Raw genomic sequence first — 18,934 nt, 5'->3', positions numbered from 1 at the left:
CAAGCCTCTTTTTTAATGTCCAAAAATATCTTTTAAACTTACTTCTTTAAATGTTCCCATCTGATTTACTGCCTCCATATTCAGGTTTTCTTTTTTCCCGATAATGGCCGTATTGAAATGAATCGGTTTAATATCCGTATCATAAAATTGCTTCAAATCATCAAAACGAAGACTTTGAATCTGCTGATAAATATCTTTTCTAAAATCGTAATGAATATTCAGTTTTTTCAGTCTCAACGTATTAAAAAAGATATTCGTTCTGGTGATTCTGGTGGATGCAATTTGTTTCAACGCCGCATTTCGTGCGTTTTCAAACTGACTAGGAACTTCAGGAAGTTCACTCATCAATTCCGTCATGGTATCTACCGCAATCTGTAGTTTATCCGGTTGTGTTCCGATATACGTTGTGATATAATCCGGATGATTCAATTCTGCATTGGCAGCATAAGAAACATACGCGGAATATGCTAAACTTTTACTCTCACGGATTTCCTGGAACACGATGGATGATAATCCTCTTCCGAAATATTCATTGAAGACATTCACTTTTCCAAAATTTTCAATATTCACAGGATTCCCTCTTCCGACCTTACTCATTTCCATCTGAACCATATCATAATTGGTAAAATAAACATTCCCGATGGTTTCCGGTTCAGGATATTTTTTAGGCTCAGGAATTTGAAGGCTTTCATTCTCAGTATATTTTCCGATATAAGATGTGAAACTTTCAAAATCTTTACCATAGAAGAAAATCTGATACGGAAATTTGAACAGCTTTTTCATTCTGTCGGTAAAAACCTCAACATTGCTGTTTTTAAGCTCTTCTTTTGAAATAATATCGGTAAAGCGAGAGAGTGCTCCTAGTTTCGTATAGTTTGTCAGAGCCGTCATAATTCGGCCTTTATCTTTTTTTACCGCTGCTCTGTTTTCTAAAACAGTTTCTACAAACTGATTGTAAATTTCCTGATCAGGTTTTACCTCATACATCCAATGTTTAAGCAGCTCAATCCCTTTTTCTATATTTTCTTCCAGCCCGCTTAAAGAAATCAAAAGCTGATCATTGGAGGTTTTAAAATCATTGGAAACCCCGATTTTAAAAAATTCTTTTTTCAGATCTTCCGGTGAAAATCGGTCAGTCCCCAAATACTGAAGAATCTGCGTAGAAAGCCCTAAGTCGCGGTCATAATCGCTTCCGAAAGGAAAAATAAAATGAACCTGTGCGATATCATTGTATTTGTTTTTAACGAAGCTTAGTTTTTTATCTTTAACAATATCCGTTTTAATCTCTTTCTGATAATCAATAAATTCAGGCTGAATATCTCCAGTTTTTTCAGCTAAAATCTGTTGTAAAAACTCTGACTGAGCTTCACGATTGATTTTCACAGGAGTAATTCCCGGGTTTTCAACTCTGATTAATTTATCGTTTATACCTTTTTCTTTATAAATAATGACATAATTATCTTTAAAGAACTCGTTCGCAAAAGCAACAACATCTTCTTTCGTAAAAGCGGCATAGTCATCCATTTCATTCAGCTCCTCTTCCCAGGTTCTGCCTTTAATGTAAGTATCATAAAGATTGGTTGCCAATCCGTCTGCAGTTTCCAGGGTTTTCATTCTCTGCAGCTTGAAATCGTTGATGATGGCAGGAAGCATCCAGTCCGGGAAATCTCCGTTTTTCACTAATTCAATTTGCTCTAAGACCAGTTCTTTAGCCTCATCCAAAGTCTGTGTTTCTTTCGGAACAGCAACGATCGAAAAATATCCGTATTCCTTTAATCCTACGGAAAAAGCCTGTCCCCAAAGTAATTTTTGAGTCTGGTTGATATTTAAATCCATAAGTCCCGCCTCTCCTCTATTGCTTAAAATATTGGCTACAATATCTGCTAACATGGACTCTCGGGTTCCATAACTTTCAGTTCTCCATGCCAATTGCACTCTAGACGTAGTCGGACTGTTTACCGTTCTTTTTACAATTTCTGTGATGGGCTTTTCTATAACAGGTGTCTTTTTAGGAAGCTCCCTGTAAGGAATTGCCCCAAAATACTGATCTATAAGCTGAATTGTTTTCTCAAAATCTAAATCTCCAACTAAAACAACAGCATAATTATTAGGCACATAATACTCATCAAAATATTTATGAATGGCCTTCATAGAAGGGTTTTTCAAATGTTCCGGCTTCCCAAGTGTTGTTTGCTGTCCGTTCGGATGGGTTGGAAAAAGAGCATCCATCAGTTCATAATTCACCAACCTTGAGTCATTATCCTGTGCTCGGTTGAATTCTTCATACACAGACTCCAATTCAGTATGAAAAAGTCTCAAAACCATTTCTGAAAATCGTTCTTTTTCAACTTTCAGCCATTTCTCAAGTTCGTTATTCGGGATATTGTTTTTATACACGGTTTCATCGAACCAGGTATGCGCATTGGTTCCGGTTGCTCCCAATGAAGAAATTACCTTATCATACTCATTGGCAATTGCATATTCGCTCGCTTCCTGAGAAACTTCATCTATTTTTTTATAGATTATTTTCTTTTTCTCAGAGTCAGGTTCAACTTTGTGCTGTTCATATAAATCTGATATCTGATTTAATAATTCTCTTTCCTTTTCCCAATTCTGAGTTCCGATTTTTGACGTTCCCTTAAACATCATATGTTCAAGATAATGTGCTAATCCTGTATTATCAGAAGGATCATTATTGCTTCCCGTTCTCACCGGAATATAGGTCTGAATTCTCGGCGCATCAAAATTCTGGGCTAAAAATACTTTTAGTCCATTCTTTAATGTATAAATTCTTACCTTATTTTCGTCATTAGAAATTGTGATGTACTCGTAATTATTGGGATCTGTATGAATGGTTTCGTTGTATCTTCTGTCGGTCATAAATAAACTCATTTTCATCCTTAGAAATAAGAATGTATACAAATGTAAGGAATCAAAAAAGAACCTCTGAACATTTCCTGAATATTGCATCTATTGTCATGATTGTAAAATGTTAAAATTTTATTTTGTCTTGCCAATTGCTGACCTAAAATGTTTTAAATTTGGATTAGTTACTTATTCAAATAGCTTCTAATGGAATATTATACTTATTGGTCACTTTTAGACACTCCAAGTAATTCAATTAAATCGTACTCAGTCTGTTTAATCGTATTGATTATTTCTATAATTGCATTTTTCTTAGTATTAAAATTTCTAAAAAATGAGGATAAAAAGCTTTGTTTGATTATAATAAGTTTATTCATTGCAACATCATTTCCAGGATATATTTATCTAAGATTTTTCACTCATGATAATACCAAAGAACGAATTACAAAACTTCTTGAATCTGAAAAATTAGGAAAAGTAGAAGGTAAAATTTCAAATTATAGAAAAACATTACAAGGAAAGACTATAATTGATAGTTTTGAAGTAAATTCTGTAGTTTTTCAATATGATGAAAATACCTTATATCAATTTAACCACTTCGGAGGTGACAGAAGTGATGACTTATATAATAATCTAAAAGTAAGAATTACTTACAGTAAAGGAGATCTATTTAACGAAATTTTGAAAATTGAAATTGCAAAATAAATTAACCTAAATGTCAGCAACATTCTTTCCAACACCACAAGAATTTCGAAACTGGCTTGAGAAAAACCATCAAAACGAAAAAGAACTTCTCGTTGGATTTTTCAAAGTCGGAACAAAAAAGCCTTCTATAACCTGGTCTGAATCGGTAGATCAAGCATTATGTTTTGGCTGGATTGACGGAGTAAGAAAATCGATTGATGATGAAAGTTACAGCATCCGTTTCACTCCTCGAAAATCTACAAGTATTTGGAGTGCTATCAATATTAAAAAAATTGAAGACCTTACTAAAGCCGGCTTAATGACTCCGGAAGGCTTGAAAGCTTTTGAATTAAGAAAAGAAGAAAAGTCTGGTATTTACTCTCACGAAAAAGAATTGGCAACGCTGAATCCTGAATTTGAAAAGCAATTTAAAGCCAATAAAAAAGCATGGGAATTCTTTAATAACCAGGCTCCATCTTATAAAAAGGTAATGCTTCATTGGATTATGCAGGCAAAACAGGAGAAAACGAGGCTGTCAAGATTGGAAAAGACGATCAGGGAAAGTGAATTAGGGAAAAGAGTGTTATAATATGCTTGAATTATTAACCATTATTGGAATATTTTTTCTGATTTCAAATTTGTACTTTTTTCTGCTTTTTAGAAAAAAGAATAAAAACTTAAACTTATTTTTTGCTATAATTTTTAGCATTTCAATACTAATAAGCATTTATGTAGCTGCAAAAAATTCTACAGCTTTTATTGATCACTTTTTACAGTCTTTCTTGTTTTTATTATTAATAAATATTTTAATACCATCTTACTTCTTAATGCTTTTGGGCATTAATTGGTTGTTGGAAAACATTCCGATTATTCGGGGATATTTTTCCTATCATGTAATTTTTACTGTATTATCTTTTACTTCTACTATAATCTATTATTCCATCTGTATACTTTTAATAACCGTTTTAACATTAGATTACTTTTAATACATTAAGAATTAAGCATTCACCTGAATCAATCAAATACTTCAATGACCTCAAAGATTACTTTGCATACAATATTTATTATTATACCTTTGGTTTTTAAAGTAAAGCTTAGATAAATGAATACAGAAGTATTAGATTTTTGGGTAGGGAATTTCAATAACGAGGACGATTTTTACAATTTTGTAGAGGAGGATGAAAACTTTTATCTGGAGGAAGATTCTGATGATGTTTTTGTTTCAAAATTTGCAGAGTCTCAAAGCACCATCTGGTTTGATCAGGATTTAATTGAATATGGTTTTGATGATTCCAATATGGGTCTTTTCGAGAAATTTGCTGACTTCTCTTTTGCAGAAGACTGGCTTCCTATATTGGTTCAAAGAATTAATGAAACGAATCTGAAATTTGACATCAATTCTTTACTCTTTGTAAGTCAGGGACAAATTCCTAAACCAACATCTATTGAAAATGATGATTTTTCTTTGATGTATCTGGGTGGAATAGAGTTCGAATATTAATTAATACACCAAAATCAAAATATTATATATGAAAAAAATGTTAGCGGGAGTTCTCTTACTGCTCTTTACCACCGTGTTTTCTCAAACCCAGAGATTTATTTATGAATTGGGAATCATGCTCAATGGAAAAGAGAAAAAAATGAATATGGTTCTGGACATTGACAAGGATTTTGTAAAATTCTATGATTACAAATTTCTTGAAATGGATTCCATCAGTAAAAAAACCGGGCAAAAATGGCAAGCCAATTCAGTGAGCAACCAGTTAATTATCCGAAAAGCCAATTCATTCGACAACCAAGCTTTTCATGATAATGTGTACGATTATTTTGTTATCAATTCTACTGATAAAATGGACTGGAAAATCGGTACTGAAACAAAAAAAGCAGATCAATACACTTTACAGAAAGCAACAACGGACTTTGGCGGCAGAGAATGGACAGCATGGTTCTCTACGGAAATTCCTTTTCAGGAAGGACCTTATAAGTTTAAAGGATTACCTGGTCTTATTTTTGAGCTTTCCGATGGAAATAATGATTTTAAATATAAACTTGTAAAAAACATCAACATTCCGGAAACCCAATCTACGCTTGAATTCCTGGAAACTCATTATGGTAATAAGCCAATTCCTGTAAGCCTTAAACAATATCATAAAGTAAAGCTTGATTATTATTCTGATCCCGTAAAAGAAATGAGTAAAAGCCTAAAAAATGGTGGAACAGTAATGATTTCAGGAGAAAAGATAACCACTCAGAATCAGCTTGATCAAAAAAAGAAACATCTCCAGGAGATGATTAAGCAATATTATAATCCTATAGAAAAAGATAAGGCAATTCCTTATCCTGCTACGTAATCTTGTAAATAAAAAATCCCTGAAATTTAGTTTCAGGGATTTTTTATTATTTTAAAGTAAATTAATGTGCTTCCAGCCAATTATTTCCTACACCAACTTCCACCAATAACGGAACTTGCGTTTCTATGGCGTTTTCCATTTCCATTTTGATAATATTGGTCGCGACTTCAATTTCATCAATTGGAGCTTCAAATACCAATTCGTCATGCACCTGAAGCAGCATTTTTGTCTGAAGTTTTTCTTTTTCCAGCTCTTTTTGAATTTTGATCATTGCCATTTTCACGACATCTGCCGCACTTCCCTGAACCGGAGCATTTACCGCATTTCTTTCGGCATGACCACGAACGACAAAATTGTTGGAATTAATATCTTTTAAATGGCGTTTTCTTCCTAAAATAGTTTCCACATAGCCGGTTTCACGGGCCTTGTTTACCTGTTCAGCCATATATTGTTTCAGCTTCGGATAGGTCTCGAAATATGCTTCGATCATTTGTTTGGCTTCCGTTCTGGATAAACCTGTTTGTTCTGCCAATGCAAAAGCTCCCTGTCCGTAAATGATCCCAAAGTTGACTGTTTTTGCCTGACTTCTCTGCGTTTTTGAAACCTCATCCAACGGAATTTTAAATAATTTTGCCGCTGTAGAAGCGTGAATATCTTCCCCGTTCTGGAACGCTTTAATCATATTGTCTTCTCCTGAAATTTCAGCAATTAAACGCAATTCAATTTGTGAATAATCGGCTGAAATAATCTTTTTTCCTTCCCCGGAAACGAAAGCTCCACGAATTTGCTGACCTCTTAAAGTTCTGATCGGAATATTCTGCAAATTCGGGTTTACACTCGCTAAACGACCTGTTGCAGCCGTAGTTTGCGAGAAATTGGTATGAACACGGTTATCCGTTTTTTCAATCTGTGACGGCAATGCATCAACGTAGGTTGATTTTAATTTCTGATAAGTTCTGTATTCAAGAATATGCTTGATAATTTCATGTTTTGAAGCCAATTTTTGAAGAACATCTTCGGAAGTTGCATACTGACCCGTTTTTGTTTTTTTGGCTTTCGGATCAAGCTGCATTTTTTCAAACAAGATATCCCCTAACTGTCGTGGAGAATTCATATTGAATTCTTCTCCTGAAAGTTCGAATATTTTTGACTCCAATTGCTTTAAATCGTTCTCTAAGTCGATACTTTCCTGAGCCAGCCATTTTTCATCCAGAGAAATTCCGGCCAATTCCATTTTTGCCAGGACTTCCATTAACGGCATTTCTATGCTGAAGAATAAATCTTCCAGATTTTCCTTTTTTAATTGAGGGGCAAACAATTCATACAATTGGAAAGTTACATCAGCATCTTCCGCAGCATAATCGGTCTGAGTTCTTACATCTGCATCTCTGAAATTACCCTGATTTTTTCCTTTTTTACCAATAATCGTTTCGATAGAAACCGGTTTATAATTCAGATATACTTCTGAAAGATAATCCATTCCATGCCTTCCGTCCGGATTTAAAAGGTAATGGGCAATCATCGTATCGAACATTGCTCCTTTTACGGTAATATCGTATTGTTTAAGAATTTTATAATCGAATTTTAAATTGTGGGCAACTTTTACCAGGTCTTCTTTTTCAAAGAAAGGTCTGAAAATTTCTAACGTTTGTAAAACTTCATCTCTGTTTTCAGACAAAGGAATATAATACGCCAACCCTTTTTTATAGGAGAAACTCATTCCTACCAATTCGGCTTCCAATTCATTCAATGAAGTTGTTTCCGTATCAAAACAAACTACCTGTTGCTTCAATAAATTATCTACTAAAATTTTCTGAGCTTTCGGATTATTGACAAATTGATATAAATGATCGTTCTGCTCAATGGTAGATTTTGTGGATGTTGCCTGCTCTAATTCTTCATACGTTGCAAAAAGATCCAATTGCCCCACTGCCTGTGCAACTTTTTGTTGTGGAGTCGTTTCTGCTGCTGCCACTTCAACCTCAGTAACAATGGCAGTTGTACTCGTAGCCGGAGCAAAAGCACGGTAAAGGTTTTCGTATAATCTTCTGAATTCTATTTCGTCGAAAACTTCTTTTACTTTTTCAAAATCAGGAGTTTCCAGATCGTATTGTTCCTGATGGAATTCAATAGGTGCATCACAGATAATCGTTGCTAATTTTTTTGATAAAATTCCACGTTCTGCCGAAGCTTCTACTTTTTCTTTTAATTTTCCTTTTAATTGGTCTGTATTGGCTAAAAGATTTTCAATGCTTCCGAATTCTTTCAGGAATTTCATTGCTGTTTTTTCTCCTACCCCTTCCAATCCCGGGATATTATCCACTGCATCTCCCATCATGGCAAGGTAATCGATCACTTGTTTAGGGTCTTCGATTTCATATTTTGCTTTGACTTCTTCAACTCCTAAAATTTCAATATCTCCACCTTTTAATCCGGGTTTATAGATTTTAATTTTATCGGTAACCAATTGTGCAAAATCTTTATCGGGAGTCACCATAAAAGTTGTGTACGATTCTTTTTCTGCTTTGCAGGCAATAGTTCCGATGACGTCATCAGCTTCATATCCTTCCACTCCCAAAATCGGAATATGCATGGCTTCCAGAATTTTATGAATATATGGAACTGCAATTTTAATGGCTTCAGGAGTTTCACTTCTGTTGGCTTTATACTCCGCAAAATCATCTGTTCTCACGCTTGCTCTTCCCACATCAAAAACCACCGCCAAATGAGTTGGTTTTTCTCTTCTAATTAATTCTATTAAAGAGTTCGTAAAACCGAAAATGGCAGAAGTATCTAATCCTTTACTTGTAAGTCTCGGGTTTCTAATCAATGCATAATATCCTCTAAAAATCATTGCATAGGCATCGATAAGAAATAACCTTTTATCTTGAGTTGCGTCCATATTTTCCATAAAGAACAAATATAAGGAAAAAGAGTTTTCCCTTTACGTTCGGAATCAAAGAACCATAATTTGGAAACCAAAAAAAAGACCTCATTTGAAGTCTTTTTTATATTTTGTAATACTGCCTTACCTAATTCAGCAAGCTTTTCAAGTATTTCTTTGTATATCTGTATTTTCAGATTATCAGATTCGAAAGATGTAGTAGCTAAATATTTTAATACATGTCTAGATTTAAGACATTTTTCCCTGAGTCTCAATCTATTTAATCTCTTTCCCTTCTATTTTATTAACATTATCCAGATTATACTTAATTAATAAATTCTTAGCTTCTTTATTGCCTAAACTGATCGATTCCTTTAAATATATTTTTGCTTTGGAATCTTCTCCTAAATTCAAATAAGTGCTTCCTAAATTTAATAATACATTTTGTTTAACTGATACATTAGGGTTCTTTTTTAGCTCCTCTAATGCTAATAAAAGATATTTTTCTGCCTCTTCAGGCTTATGAAGAACCAATTTAATGTGTCCCAAATAGGGGTAAGTATCTCTATTCCCTTTTTCTGCCTCACTTTGGAATAGTTGTTCTGCTGCTTCATATTGACCTTTATCATAATATGCAACCCCATCTGTAAAAGCACTAGTATTTTTCTTGAAGGTATCTTTTGCTATGACATAAATAATGATTACACCTATTATTCCCAATGATATAGAGATAATGAATTTAAATATACTTTTCAAAATAGTTATTTTTTTATGTTTAAGTTAATAGAAAAAATTTCGTCAAATCTATTAGTTACAATAGAATTGATACAAGGAAAAAATTTATAAATACAACAACTAGCAATAAAAAATTAAAATAATTAAGATCCTGATACAATACTGGTTCAGATTTCCCTAATGTTATTCCAATATAAATAAGAATTCCTGCAGCTAATAATAATAAAAAACCTTTTCCTGATTCATAGTCAAATAATAGGTCATATATTTTTTTTGCTCTTGAACAAGGTTTATTTAAACCAATTCCATATACGGAAAGTGCAATTTCTTCTCCTCTAAGTCCTTTAACATTATTCTTTTCCTGTTGCTGTTTTATATCAAACTTTTTTTTTGAGCAGTATAAATAAATACTTTCTCCCACCCCGGGTATTTTCTGAAGCCACCACCTAAGTGTATTCCTATAACTTTGTATAACTGCTAAAGTTTCTCCCTCATCAAGCTTTAAATGAATTGTTAAATAGGCACGAATATATGAGGAAGATTTTGAAACATACATTACTTTTCCTTTCAATAGCATTTCATTCTCCTGTAGTAATCTGCTAGAAAAAATAATTTTATAGTAATGGTAAATTCTAATTCCTATTAAAAAAAATACAATAATTATTTGAAGTATGATTAACTCTCTCATATTTTATGTTCCAAAACCGTTATCCCTTCTTTTGCCTTAAGTTCTTCTTTAAGAGATTCCTTATATTCCTCAATCGGAATTTCCAAAATAGCATTCATTGCAATATTATAAGCATCAATTGCCCATTCCAATGGTGAAGGCCAAGCGTTTCCGGCAGTCGCTTTCCCACGAGACAGTAAGTCTGAGCCATTTGTCATATGCAATTGTTGCCCTGTTTCATATCGCGAATTTACTCTCTCTACATAAGTTCCAGAGGCATCTGTTATATGAGTAGGATTAGGATTATCTGTTAAAATTTGAGGATTTCGCTCTCTAATAGACCATGGACTACGTGTACTCGTATTTTCATTGATTGACTCTGATATGTTAGCATCTCTTGTGTAAAGTCCGGCTTCTTGCTGATGTTCCCACACTTCATAGCTGCTAGTTCTTGGATCATAATCTCTAACGATTTGTCCCCCATCTTCTTTTCTTATAATACTTGCTGCATCTGCATAAGGATCTGTCTCACCAAATTCGGGTATTCCAACCGGATTTGATTGTGTTAAACTATCAATGCTTTCCACTGTTTTTCCGTCAGAATAATCTGCCATATTAAATGAGGTATTATTTTGTACCTGTTCATAGCTCCATCCCTTAAAATCATCAAATTTTTTACTCGCAAAAAATCCTAATCCAAGCCAAGCAGCACCCTCCCCAAAATAAACAAAAGCAGCTATTTTGCCAAAATTATTAAAAACCAAACCTGTATTTGCAAAAAAAGTTGAAGCAGCAGGTAATACCGTTGCTACAGCACTAGTTGCCAATGCACTTCCTAAAATAATACCTCCTACTTTAACACCAGTATTCTGCATAACAAGATCTGTAAATTCTTCAGCCGCAGCTTCAGAATAAAAAATCATAACATTACCTCCCAAAAAACAAGTAATTTTAGAATGTTCAAGAAGTGCGGGTTGTTTTTGTAGTAAAACTTTTGTATGGACAGGCAACCATTGAGACCCCATACATAACATTGAACAAATACTAGGCATCATTGAAGCTAGTAACCCTTGCGTTGCTCCTCCTGCAGCTCCTGCAGCTCCAATTGCCATCGCCAAACCTATACCTACTGTCCCGCCTGATAATATCACAGCTGCGACAACAATAGCTGCTGCTATAGCTCCAATAACTGCTCCTGCAATAACCATCTTGGCACACATAAAATTACCTTCGAATCTATCATTCTCGGTTGCAGCCAATCTTCCATCTGCAATTTTTATAGTTGATTGGCTGGTAACCTTTAATTGAGACTTTTTCATACCATCGGTACAAACAAGAAACACTTTATCAGGTACATATAATTGGCTCATATTTTTAGTTTAATAATTGAACTTTATATTGTGTATGATGAAATAATTTTTCATTGGATTTTTCAATACAAACAGCATCAAGGTACTGCAAAATGCCGTTTTCAATATGATATCCAGCATCTGATTCAATATAATAATCATAATTAAAATCCTCTCCGATCAGACTTTTATAATTTGCTAAATATTTCTTTTCTAATTCTCTAGTTTCAGTATTAACAATAAAAGAATATCTATTTTTCACTTTAATATTTTCATTATTATAAAATTCCTGCGTGTTTGTAAAAGGAATTTTTGTTCCTTGAAATAATTTAGAGTGCAAGTTTATAGAATCACCAATATATGGTTCTGATAAAAAAGGTGTATTATAAACTTTATCAAAAAAAAGAACATACAATAAATTGTTTTGTAGACTTTTTATAGTATCCGAAAACTCATTATCTCCCGCTATAAATATTCCTTTCATTGATTCCTCATATTGATATTGAGCTAAATCTTTATTACGTAATGTCTGCCATTTTTCAAAAACCTCTTTTTGATTTAAAATTCTTTCAATTTTACCATAGTGATTAAGCTCTAATTTCAAATTTTCAACCGGATAATTAAATAACATTGAAAAGTTTATTAATTTGGAAGTATCTGCAGGCTGATTTTTCACTTCATATGAGATTGTTTTAATCTCAATAATTATTTTAGACTCTGCAATCTCTAAAAATTTAAGATTCCAAATTATTTCTGTATCTGTATCAGCAAAAACCTTATCATTAGCGATCAATTTCTGATACATATTAATTCTATATTTTATATTAGTATCTACAACTTTATTGTTTATCTTCAATAAGTTTTTTTCATGAATCGAATTATGGTTTAAAAATAAATATTGTAAATGTATTGGTAAATAATTATCAATTATTGTATTTGTAATTCCACAATGCTGATTATGAAAACTGATCAGCTCTCTTACATCTAATTTATATTTCAGAGCAATAGATTCTAATGTATCACCTTTTTTTATCTCGTATTTTATAAACTCCATCTTTCCTTCTAGTTAATATCTACCAATCCCCCAGTTATCTTGGTATCTCCTTTAAAATTAGCCGTTGCACTTCCTGCTTTGATATCTACTTCAGTACTTGTAATTGAAATTTTAGTTCCGGTAATTACAATCTCACTGCTTCCCACTTTAATAGTAATTTTTTGTGCTCCAGTTAAATCAATAACTCCAGCACTATCCATAGTGAATATACTTTTTTTACCTACATCTACTTGATGTTTATTTCCAACATCTGCTATATGATCACACCCAACTTCCAGTTTTTTATTGTTTCCAACTTTATCCGTTTTATCATTACCAACGGTTTTGGTACTATCATTATTGGCATTATGCACTACATTTCCTGCTCCATCAAAAAACATATGGGCTCCTCCCTGATCTTTAAGATTCATTGAACCTGCTCCGTTGTCGTACTTTAATTCTGCACCACTCCTTCCACTGAAGCTCATTACATTATTTCCCGCTCCTCCACCTGCACCAATCGATCCATGAAACATTCCTCCCATAACAAACGGGCGATCCGGATGTTGATGGACAAAGCTCACGATGACCTGATCGCCTACTTCAGGAACTGACATAAACCCACGATTTTTATTCACTTTATCACTGCTTCCTGCATCAGGAGACATGACACGGATGAATTCTGTGGTTGAATTTCCACTTTGCCAATCGAATTGTACCTGCACTCTTCCCTGATTTAAAGGATCGGTATTGGAGATTACTTTTGCAAACTGCGGTTCCGCTTTCGGAAGATGAAATTCAGGACGCGGAATATATCCTGTATCTGCAGCAATAGCTTCGAAATGTCCGTCATAATATCCTCTTGCATCTACTTCATGAATGACATTCGTAATCATCAATTTTGTGAAATATGAAGTATCGTTGGTATCGGTTTTACGCATCTCAATGTCTGCAATACAACCCGGATATAAGAATGGAACCGTTGTCGTTGCTAATGTAATGAAAACCTCAGATGCTTTACTTCCCGCTGTCCCTTTTTGTGAGGCATCAATATCCATAAAAGATACGGCCTTAATGGGAGCCACTCTTAATGATGGAGTCTGAAAAGTTTTTTCTGAAATTTCATAGGCTCGCTTTGCAATATCAGAAGTATGTTTAATCGCAGAATTTCCTGTGGTCAGTTTTTCGTTCTTACTGCTGTTGTACCCGTAAAAAGTCGGATGAACATGCTGTGCCTTCATTTTAATTTTAACATCATTCACACTGCTTCCATAGGTAAGTTTTACCGGTTTTTCCTGAGGAGGAAGTTTACCGAAATGAAGCACTTCTCCGTCATAAAAAAACTGTTCTCCATAAGCTTCCGCCATTCTGGCCAAATAATTATAATGGGTTTCTTCATATTGAGAACTGTAGGTCACGTTCCCATATTTAGAGTCTACTCTGTAATCGTATTTGTTTTGTCCAAGACCTTCTTTGATCACGTGGTCTGCAATACTGTTCAGGCTCACTTCCTGAGTTCCTCCAAAACTCTGTATATTGGGAGCTACATCCAAAAGAATAGTTGGACTGTATCCTGTAAGAACAATATCACCAAGACTTCCTTTTTCCTGGCTGAATCCTACCTCAGTAATTACGCCCACAAAGTTTCGTTCTGGTCCTTCTATGACATCTTTATATTTGAAAATAACTGTAATTCTTTTCCCTAGAAAGTTTTGAGCTTCTTCCAAATTATGGTTCTCTGCACTTCCTAATGTATCATGAGACAGTGTAAGTGAAAACTCGTGATGTTTAACGGCACTTTGCGTTAATTTAAAATGCTTAAAATGCTGTATTTCTTTCCCTTCTATTATAATATCTAGTTTTACTACACGATTGATCCCCAAAATTTCACTAGTCGGAATAGCTGCTGCATTATGTATTTTGGAAGTCGGTTGCTGAGTCCAGATCTTTTGCTCTGCCGAAGACAGACCTGAAGTCGTAGCCTGGTTCTTTATGGCACTCATTTTCGAATCCGTTTTTTTCAGAGCATTTTTTTTAATATTCTGTATATTCTTTTCAGTTTTGTCTAAAAACTTCTCCTGATTTACAACATTATGCTGTGTTTTAGTTGTTTTACTATCCTGAAACATAATATTTTGTGTTTTATTTGGTTAATTTTTGAATTTCATTTCTATTTTGTTTTCCAAAAAATAGATTATTTAAATAGTAATGAATTGGACTACTAAAAAATTACAAGATGTTTTACATTTTTTTTCATCTGTCTCAAAACATCTTTATAGCATGAAAAACAGAACAATCTGCTATCGAGCAGACTATCCTGTTTCAGTTTAATTTTTTAGTAGATTAGTTGATATTTTAGCTTGATGGCCAAAGTCCTTCATACGCAGAATTACCATAGTTGATCTTCTCTGCACTTATGATGAAGCTTACATACATAGAATTTTCATCTACGGAATCAAAGTCTACTTCGTGCTGAATGACATAGCCGTTTTCCCAGTTCAAAGTAATCAATGTTCCCTCTTCGTGAGATTTGTTGAAGGTAATTTCTCCGCTGGTTGGCTTGTATTTTCCGTTCAGTAAGCTTTCCAGAATATCAGATTTTTCTGTTGCTTCCACAGTAAGTTTGATAATTGCATTAGAAGGGTCTGAAGCCACTCTACCAGATACATCTGTAGATCTGGATACGCTGTAGTTCAGCTTTAATAATTTTTGACCTTCGCCTCCGTTGAATTTTAAAATTCCTCTTGAATTTAGTGCCATGATCTGTAAATTTTAATCGTTAATATTTCGTGATTTGGTGATTTGTTATTTCAAAGATAGAACCATAATCATCAATAAAAAAATTACAAAAGGGCTTTTTCATATTTTGTAGTAATTCTACGATTTCGTGTCGTAGTTCTACGATCGGAATTTCAAATCCAATAAAACAAAATGATTACCAATTAATTACATTTAAAATTTATTTTACTTCTTTGATGGATCTCGATAATATTTTATTTTTCCGCAAAAGGAAATCAGGCATAAGGTCCATAGGAAGATACAAAGTACTTTCTCCTTTATTTTGAAGTTCTTCTTCTATTCCGGGGTTCCATGCGAGAATTTTGGCCATGTCTATTTTAAGTTCATCTGCAATGATCTTTAAATTAAATCCTGCATTAATTTCGGTCTCAGATAAAGGACCCATATCTTTTCCACTTCCTCCATTTGTAAAGAAAACCGCATTAAGACGAGCATTATTGTAATCTGTCAATACACTTTGTAATTCATCTGTAGCATAGCAAGCATTCAAGTACTTTTTAACATGATTAATGGTTTCATTAGGCAAAAATTTATAAAAAACATGATACTGAGTAGATCCTGCAGCAGACATTGCTTTTGCAATATTTCCTTCTCCGCAATTGTACGCAGCCACTACCGTTACCCAGTTGTTATACTTTTTATAAAGATTTGAGAGAGAGACCACTGCTGTTTTTGTGCTTTTATATATGTCATTCCTATTTTGTTCGGAAAGTCCATATTGATTGGCATGAGCCGTCATTAATTGCCAGACTCCTACCGCTCCTGCTCCTGAAGTGATATTCCTGTTGAAGTGCGATTCTATTAAAGCCAGGTTTCTTAAATGTCTTGGCAATCCTTTCTGCGCAAGAGAATTTTCTATAAAATCGACAATGTCTTTATTGGCATTAATAATATTTTTATATCTCTTCACGCTATTTTCTGAGGTATCCGAAGCCGAGAGAAACTGCCCGTTCACGAAACAGACAGATCCTAAAAGCAACAAACCTGCAGCAATATTTTTGAAGTTCATTTTCATTGTGTTTCAAATTAATCTTTACTAAGAATCTTAAATTCTACTCTTTCGAATATTATTCAACTTTCCAACTCAATTTTTCCTCTTCTTTATTCCAATCTACATGAATTGTTTGTCCGGATTTTCCTTCTTCTCTCACAATCATTTTCGAAATTGGTCTTGCCAGCTGAGATCGAATAACTCCAGAAATTTGTCTTGCTCCATATTTACTGCTGAATCCTCCTAAAGCCAGATTTTTAACAGCTTCATCAGAAATTTTCAGGGTCATTCCCAGCCTGGTTAATGAAGTATGCAGTGATTTCAACTGAATATTAAAGATTCTTTCCGCAATAGATTCCGTAATAGGTGCAAATGGAATAATTTCCGTAATTCTTGCTAAAAACTCAGGTCTGAAACGTCCAGAATTTGACATAATCTGCATTAATGAATTGGATTCGGGAATTTTTCCTTCTTCAAACTGTTTTACAATTTCTTCACTTCCAATGTTTGAAGTAAATAAGATTAAGGCATTACTGAAATCTCCTTCTTTTCCAAGCTTATCATGAACTTTTCCTTCATCCATGATCTGTAAAAAGACATCAAAAACCGAATGATGCGCTTTTTCAATTTCATCAAATAAAACTACGGTATAAGGCTGCTGTCTGATCTTATTGACCAACATTCCTCCTTCTTCATAACCGACATATCCCGGAGGCGCTCCGTATAAAAGTGCTGCTGAATGTTCTTCTTTAAATTCAGACATATCGAAACGAACCATTGCTTTTTCATCATTGAAAAGCAGTTCTGCCATAGATTTTGCCAGCTCCGTTTTCCCTGTTCCGGTAGGACCTAAAAGGAAGAATGAACCGATCGGCTGTCCCGGTTTGTTTAATCCACTTCGGTTTTCAACAATGGCATCGGAAAGGATTTTCAAAGCATGATCCTGCCCAACAACACGGTTCATTAAAAGAGATTCCATATTCAATAGTTTCTCTTTTTCCTGAGCCTGAATTTTCCCGATCGGGATGTTTGTTTTGGCTGCCATTACTGCGGCTAATTCCAGACGGTCAACTTTTTCTCTTTTTATCGCTGCATGTTGTAAAAGTTCTGTGTACGTTTCTTCAATGATTTTTTGAATTTCATCAACAGGCATTGAATTGTCAATCTGCGGTTGCTCACTCAGAGAACCCCATAAAATCGGACTGATTTTATCTCTTAGTAAGTTATAGGTCCAGATCAGTTCATCTGCTTTGTCTTTTTCATCAAAAAATTCGTCTTTTAGTATCTCGTCATAGCTTGCTTTCCAACTTTCCAGTTCTTTTTCTGAAAGCTCGTCTAGCATTTTGATAGCAGCCATCGTTCTGTCCAGCAAATCAATCGCAGCATCCGGTAATTTTTTACCTTTTGCATATCGTTTTGCCAAACGGACACATTCCGGAAGTGCCGTTTTTTCAACTTCAATTCCGTGGTGTTTTTTATACCCTTCCAACAAAACGTCAATCATTTTAACGCAGGTTTTCTCGTCAGGTTCATTTACGGTCAATACTTCAAAACGGCGGTTAAAAGCCTGTTCCGGCTCGATGATTTTTCTGTATTCTTCCTGGGTTGTGGCTCCTATTACGGTAATTTCACCTCTTGCTAATTCAGGTTTCAACAAATTCGCTACGTTACCTATACTTCCTTTTGGATCTAAAAGGGTATGAATTTCATCAATGAAAAGAATGGCTTTTTCAATTTTTTTGCATTCATTGATTACTTTTTTAAGACGGTCTTCAATTTCTCCTTTATAAGAAGTTCCTGCTAATAAAGCACCGGTATCCAATTCCAAAAGGGTTCCGTTTTTCAACATTTCCGGAACGTTTCCTTTAGTAATTTCAATTGCAAAACCTTCTACCAAAGCTGTTTTACCAACTCCCGGTTCTCCGATAATGATTACGTTCGGTTTACTTCTTCTGCATAGAATTTCAACCAACATTCTGAGTTCTTTATCTCTCCCTATAATGTTTTCCAGATCTCCTTTTCTAGCCTGAGCCGTTCTGTCTACACAGTAACTTTTAATAGAGGGGAAGGAATTATCCGAATAGTCTGAACCGTTTGAAAACAGGGAAGAAAAACTTCCGTTCTCCGAAGTTTCGTAGGGTGTATCTTTTCTGTATAAATTGAAAATCTCATGCTCTCTAAGTGGAAGAGATTTAAGTTGCTGCAAAGTAAATGCAACCTGCGGTTTCACGATAGCGGTAAGGATACAGATCGGGGTAATTTCGTCTAATCCTAGCTTTAAACGAATATCATCTGCTTCTTCCACGATATTATCCACAAATTCATCTTCACCCACTTCATCAGGAAGGTGTGTTGTTTTCGGATAATCTTCAATTCTTACATCTGCCCATTCGTAGAAATAACCGGGATCTTTATCTATACTTTTCAAAAACTCATTAAGACCGATATCTTTGTGCATTAATGCCTGTAAAATGTGCGGTCCTCCATACGTTCCGTTATAATTTTCCCTCGCAATAGACTGTGCAATGTGAAACAGTTGTTTTACCGTTTCATTGGTTACTAGTACTCCCATTTAT

General features: G+C 34.3%; 14 protein-coding genes. 4 read left to right on the top strand and 10 right to left on the bottom strand.

Annotation, left to right across the window (positions count from 1 at the left end; all coding sequences use genetic code 11):
- Window positions 1-12 precede the first annotated feature (12 nt).
- Window positions 13-2,880 carry a M16 family metallopeptidase gene (locus LV842_RS07890; protein ID WP_233110906.1) on the bottom strand — a complete coding sequence of 956 codons (2,868 nt, stop codon included), beginning with the start codon at window positions 2,878-2,880 and terminating at the stop codon, window positions 13-15.
- A 339-nt stretch (window positions 2,881-3,219) separates the two neighbouring features.
- Between LV842_RS07890 and LV842_RS07885 the strand changes: the two genes are divergently transcribed.
- The 4 genes from LV842_RS07885 (at window position 3,220) to LV842_RS07870 (ending at window position 5,900) form a co-directional block, all read left to right on the top strand.
- Window positions 3,220-3,570, top strand: coding sequence for a hypothetical protein (locus LV842_RS07885; protein ID WP_233110905.1), 351 nt, complete (start codon window positions 3,220-3,222; stop codon window positions 3,568-3,570).
- Window positions 3,571-3,580: 10 nt separating this feature from the next.
- Complete coding sequence (locus tag LV842_RS07880) at window positions 3,581-4,138, top strand: YdeI/OmpD-associated family protein (protein ID WP_233110904.1); 558 nt, start codon at window positions 3,581-3,583, stop codon at window positions 4,136-4,138.
- Between the two features lie 513 nt (window positions 4,139-4,651).
- Window positions 4,652-5,050, top strand: coding sequence for an immunity 22 family protein (locus LV842_RS07875; protein WP_233110903.1), 399 nt, complete (start codon window positions 4,652-4,654; stop codon window positions 5,048-5,050).
- Between the two features lie 28 nt (window positions 5,051-5,078).
- The gene (locus LV842_RS07870; protein WP_233110902.1) at window positions 5,079-5,900 is read left to right on the top strand and encodes a GLPGLI family protein; all 822 of its coding nucleotides are present in this window, start codon (window positions 5,079-5,081) and stop codon (window positions 5,898-5,900) included.
- Between the two features lie 61 nt (window positions 5,901-5,961).
- On the opposite strand, the gene polA is transcribed toward LV842_RS07870, so the two are convergent.
- From polA to LV842_RS07825, 9 genes are all read right to left on the bottom strand, one after another.
- On the bottom strand, window positions 5,962-8,802 hold the full coding sequence (gene polA / locus LV842_RS07865; protein WP_233110901.1) for a DNA polymerase I: 2,841 nt from the start codon (window positions 8,800-8,802) through the stop codon (window positions 5,962-5,964).
- Between the two features lie 258 nt (window positions 8,803-9,060).
- Window positions 9,061-9,540 carry a tetratricopeptide repeat protein gene (locus LV842_RS07860; RefSeq protein ID WP_233110900.1) on the bottom strand — a complete coding sequence of 160 codons (480 nt, stop codon included), beginning with the start codon at window positions 9,538-9,540 and terminating at the stop codon, window positions 9,061-9,063.
- 55 nt (window positions 9,541-9,595) lie between these two features.
- A complete protein-coding gene (locus LV842_RS07855) occupies window positions 9,596-10,207 on the bottom strand; it encodes a hypothetical protein (RefSeq protein WP_233110899.1) in 612 nt (203 codons plus the stop codon).
- On the bottom strand, window positions 10,204-11,556 hold the full coding sequence (locus tag LV842_RS07850) for a PAAR-like protein (protein WP_233110898.1): 1,353 nt from the start codon (window positions 11,554-11,556) through the stop codon (window positions 10,204-10,206). Before LV842_RS07850 ends, LV842_RS07855 begins: the two co-directional genes overlap by 4 nt.
- A 4-nt stretch (window positions 11,557-11,560) precedes the next feature.
- Window positions 11,561-12,589, bottom strand: coding sequence for a LysM peptidoglycan-binding domain-containing protein (locus LV842_RS07845; RefSeq protein WP_233110897.1), 1,029 nt, complete (start codon window positions 12,587-12,589; stop codon window positions 11,561-11,563).
- Between the two features lie 8 nt (window positions 12,590-12,597).
- The gene (locus LV842_RS07840; RefSeq protein WP_394801205.1) at window positions 12,598-14,697 is read right to left on the bottom strand and encodes a type VI secretion system Vgr family protein; all 2,100 of its coding nucleotides are present in this window, start codon (window positions 14,695-14,697) and stop codon (window positions 12,598-12,600) included.
- A gap of 226 nt (window positions 14,698-14,923) precedes the next feature.
- On the bottom strand, window positions 14,924-15,328 hold the full coding sequence (gene tssD, locus LV842_RS07835; RefSeq protein WP_233110896.1) for a type VI secretion system tube protein TssD: 405 nt from the start codon (window positions 15,326-15,328) through the stop codon (window positions 14,924-14,926).
- A gap of 199 nt (window positions 15,329-15,527) precedes the next feature.
- Complete coding sequence (locus LV842_RS07830; RefSeq protein ID WP_233110895.1) at window positions 15,528-16,376, bottom strand: lytic transglycosylase domain-containing protein; 849 nt, start codon at window positions 16,374-16,376, stop codon at window positions 15,528-15,530.
- A gap of 58 nt (window positions 16,377-16,434) precedes the next feature.
- A complete protein-coding gene (locus LV842_RS07825) occupies window positions 16,435-18,930 on the bottom strand; it encodes an ATP-dependent Clp protease ATP-binding subunit (RefSeq protein WP_233110894.1) in 2,496 nt (831 codons plus the stop codon).
- Window positions 18,931-18,934 lie beyond the last annotated feature (4 nt).

The sequence above is a fragment of the Chryseobacterium gwangjuense genome (assembly GCF_021311115.1).
Lineage (GTDB): Bacteria > Bacteroidota > Bacteroidia > Flavobacteriales > Weeksellaceae > Chryseobacterium > Chryseobacterium gwangjuense.
This window is presented reverse-complemented; position numbering and strand designations above follow the sequence as displayed.

Excerpts from the sequence above, each read along its gene's own strand:
- LV842_RS07890 (WP_233110906.1), bottom strand. The coding sequence starts at position 2,880 with ATGACCGACAGAAGATACAACGAAACCATTCATACAGATCCCAATAAT.
- LV842_RS07880 (WP_233110904.1), top strand. The coding sequence starts at position 3,581 with ATGTCAGCAACATTCTTTCCAACACCACAAGAATTTCGAAACTGGCTT.
- LV842_RS07875 (WP_233110903.1), top strand. The coding sequence starts at position 4,652 with ATGAATACAGAAGTATTAGATTTTTGGGTAGGGAATTTCAATAACGAG.
- LV842_RS07870 (WP_233110902.1), top strand. The coding sequence starts at position 5,079 with ATGAAAAAAATGTTAGCGGGAGTTCTCTTACTGCTCTTTACCACCGTG.
- polA (WP_233110901.1), bottom strand. The coding sequence starts at position 8,802 with ATGGACGCAACTCAAGATAAAAGGTTATTTCTTATCGATGCCTATGCA.
- LV842_RS07855 (WP_233110899.1), bottom strand. The coding sequence starts at position 10,207 with ATGAGAGAGTTAATCATACTTCAAATAATTATTGTATTTTTTTTAATA.
- LV842_RS07850 (WP_233110898.1), bottom strand. The coding sequence starts at position 11,556 with ATGAGCCAATTATATGTACCTGATAAAGTGTTTCTTGTTTGTACCGAT.
- LV842_RS07845 (WP_233110897.1), bottom strand. The coding sequence starts at position 12,589 with ATGGAGTTTATAAAATACGAGATAAAAAAAGGTGATACATTAGAATCT.
- LV842_RS07840 (WP_394801205.1), bottom strand. The coding sequence starts at position 14,697 with ATGTTTCAGGATAGTAAAACAACTAAAACACAGCATAATGTTGTAAAT.
- tssD (WP_233110896.1), bottom strand. The coding sequence starts at position 15,328 with ATGGCACTAAATTCAAGAGGAATTTTAAAATTCAACGGAGGCGAAGGT.
- LV842_RS07830 (WP_233110895.1), bottom strand. The coding sequence starts at position 16,376 with ATGAACTTCAAAAATATTGCTGCAGGTTTGTTGCTTTTAGGATCTGTC.
- LV842_RS07825 (WP_233110894.1), bottom strand. The coding sequence starts at position 18,930 with ATGGGAGTACTAGTAACCAATGAAACGGTAAAACAACTGTTTCACATT.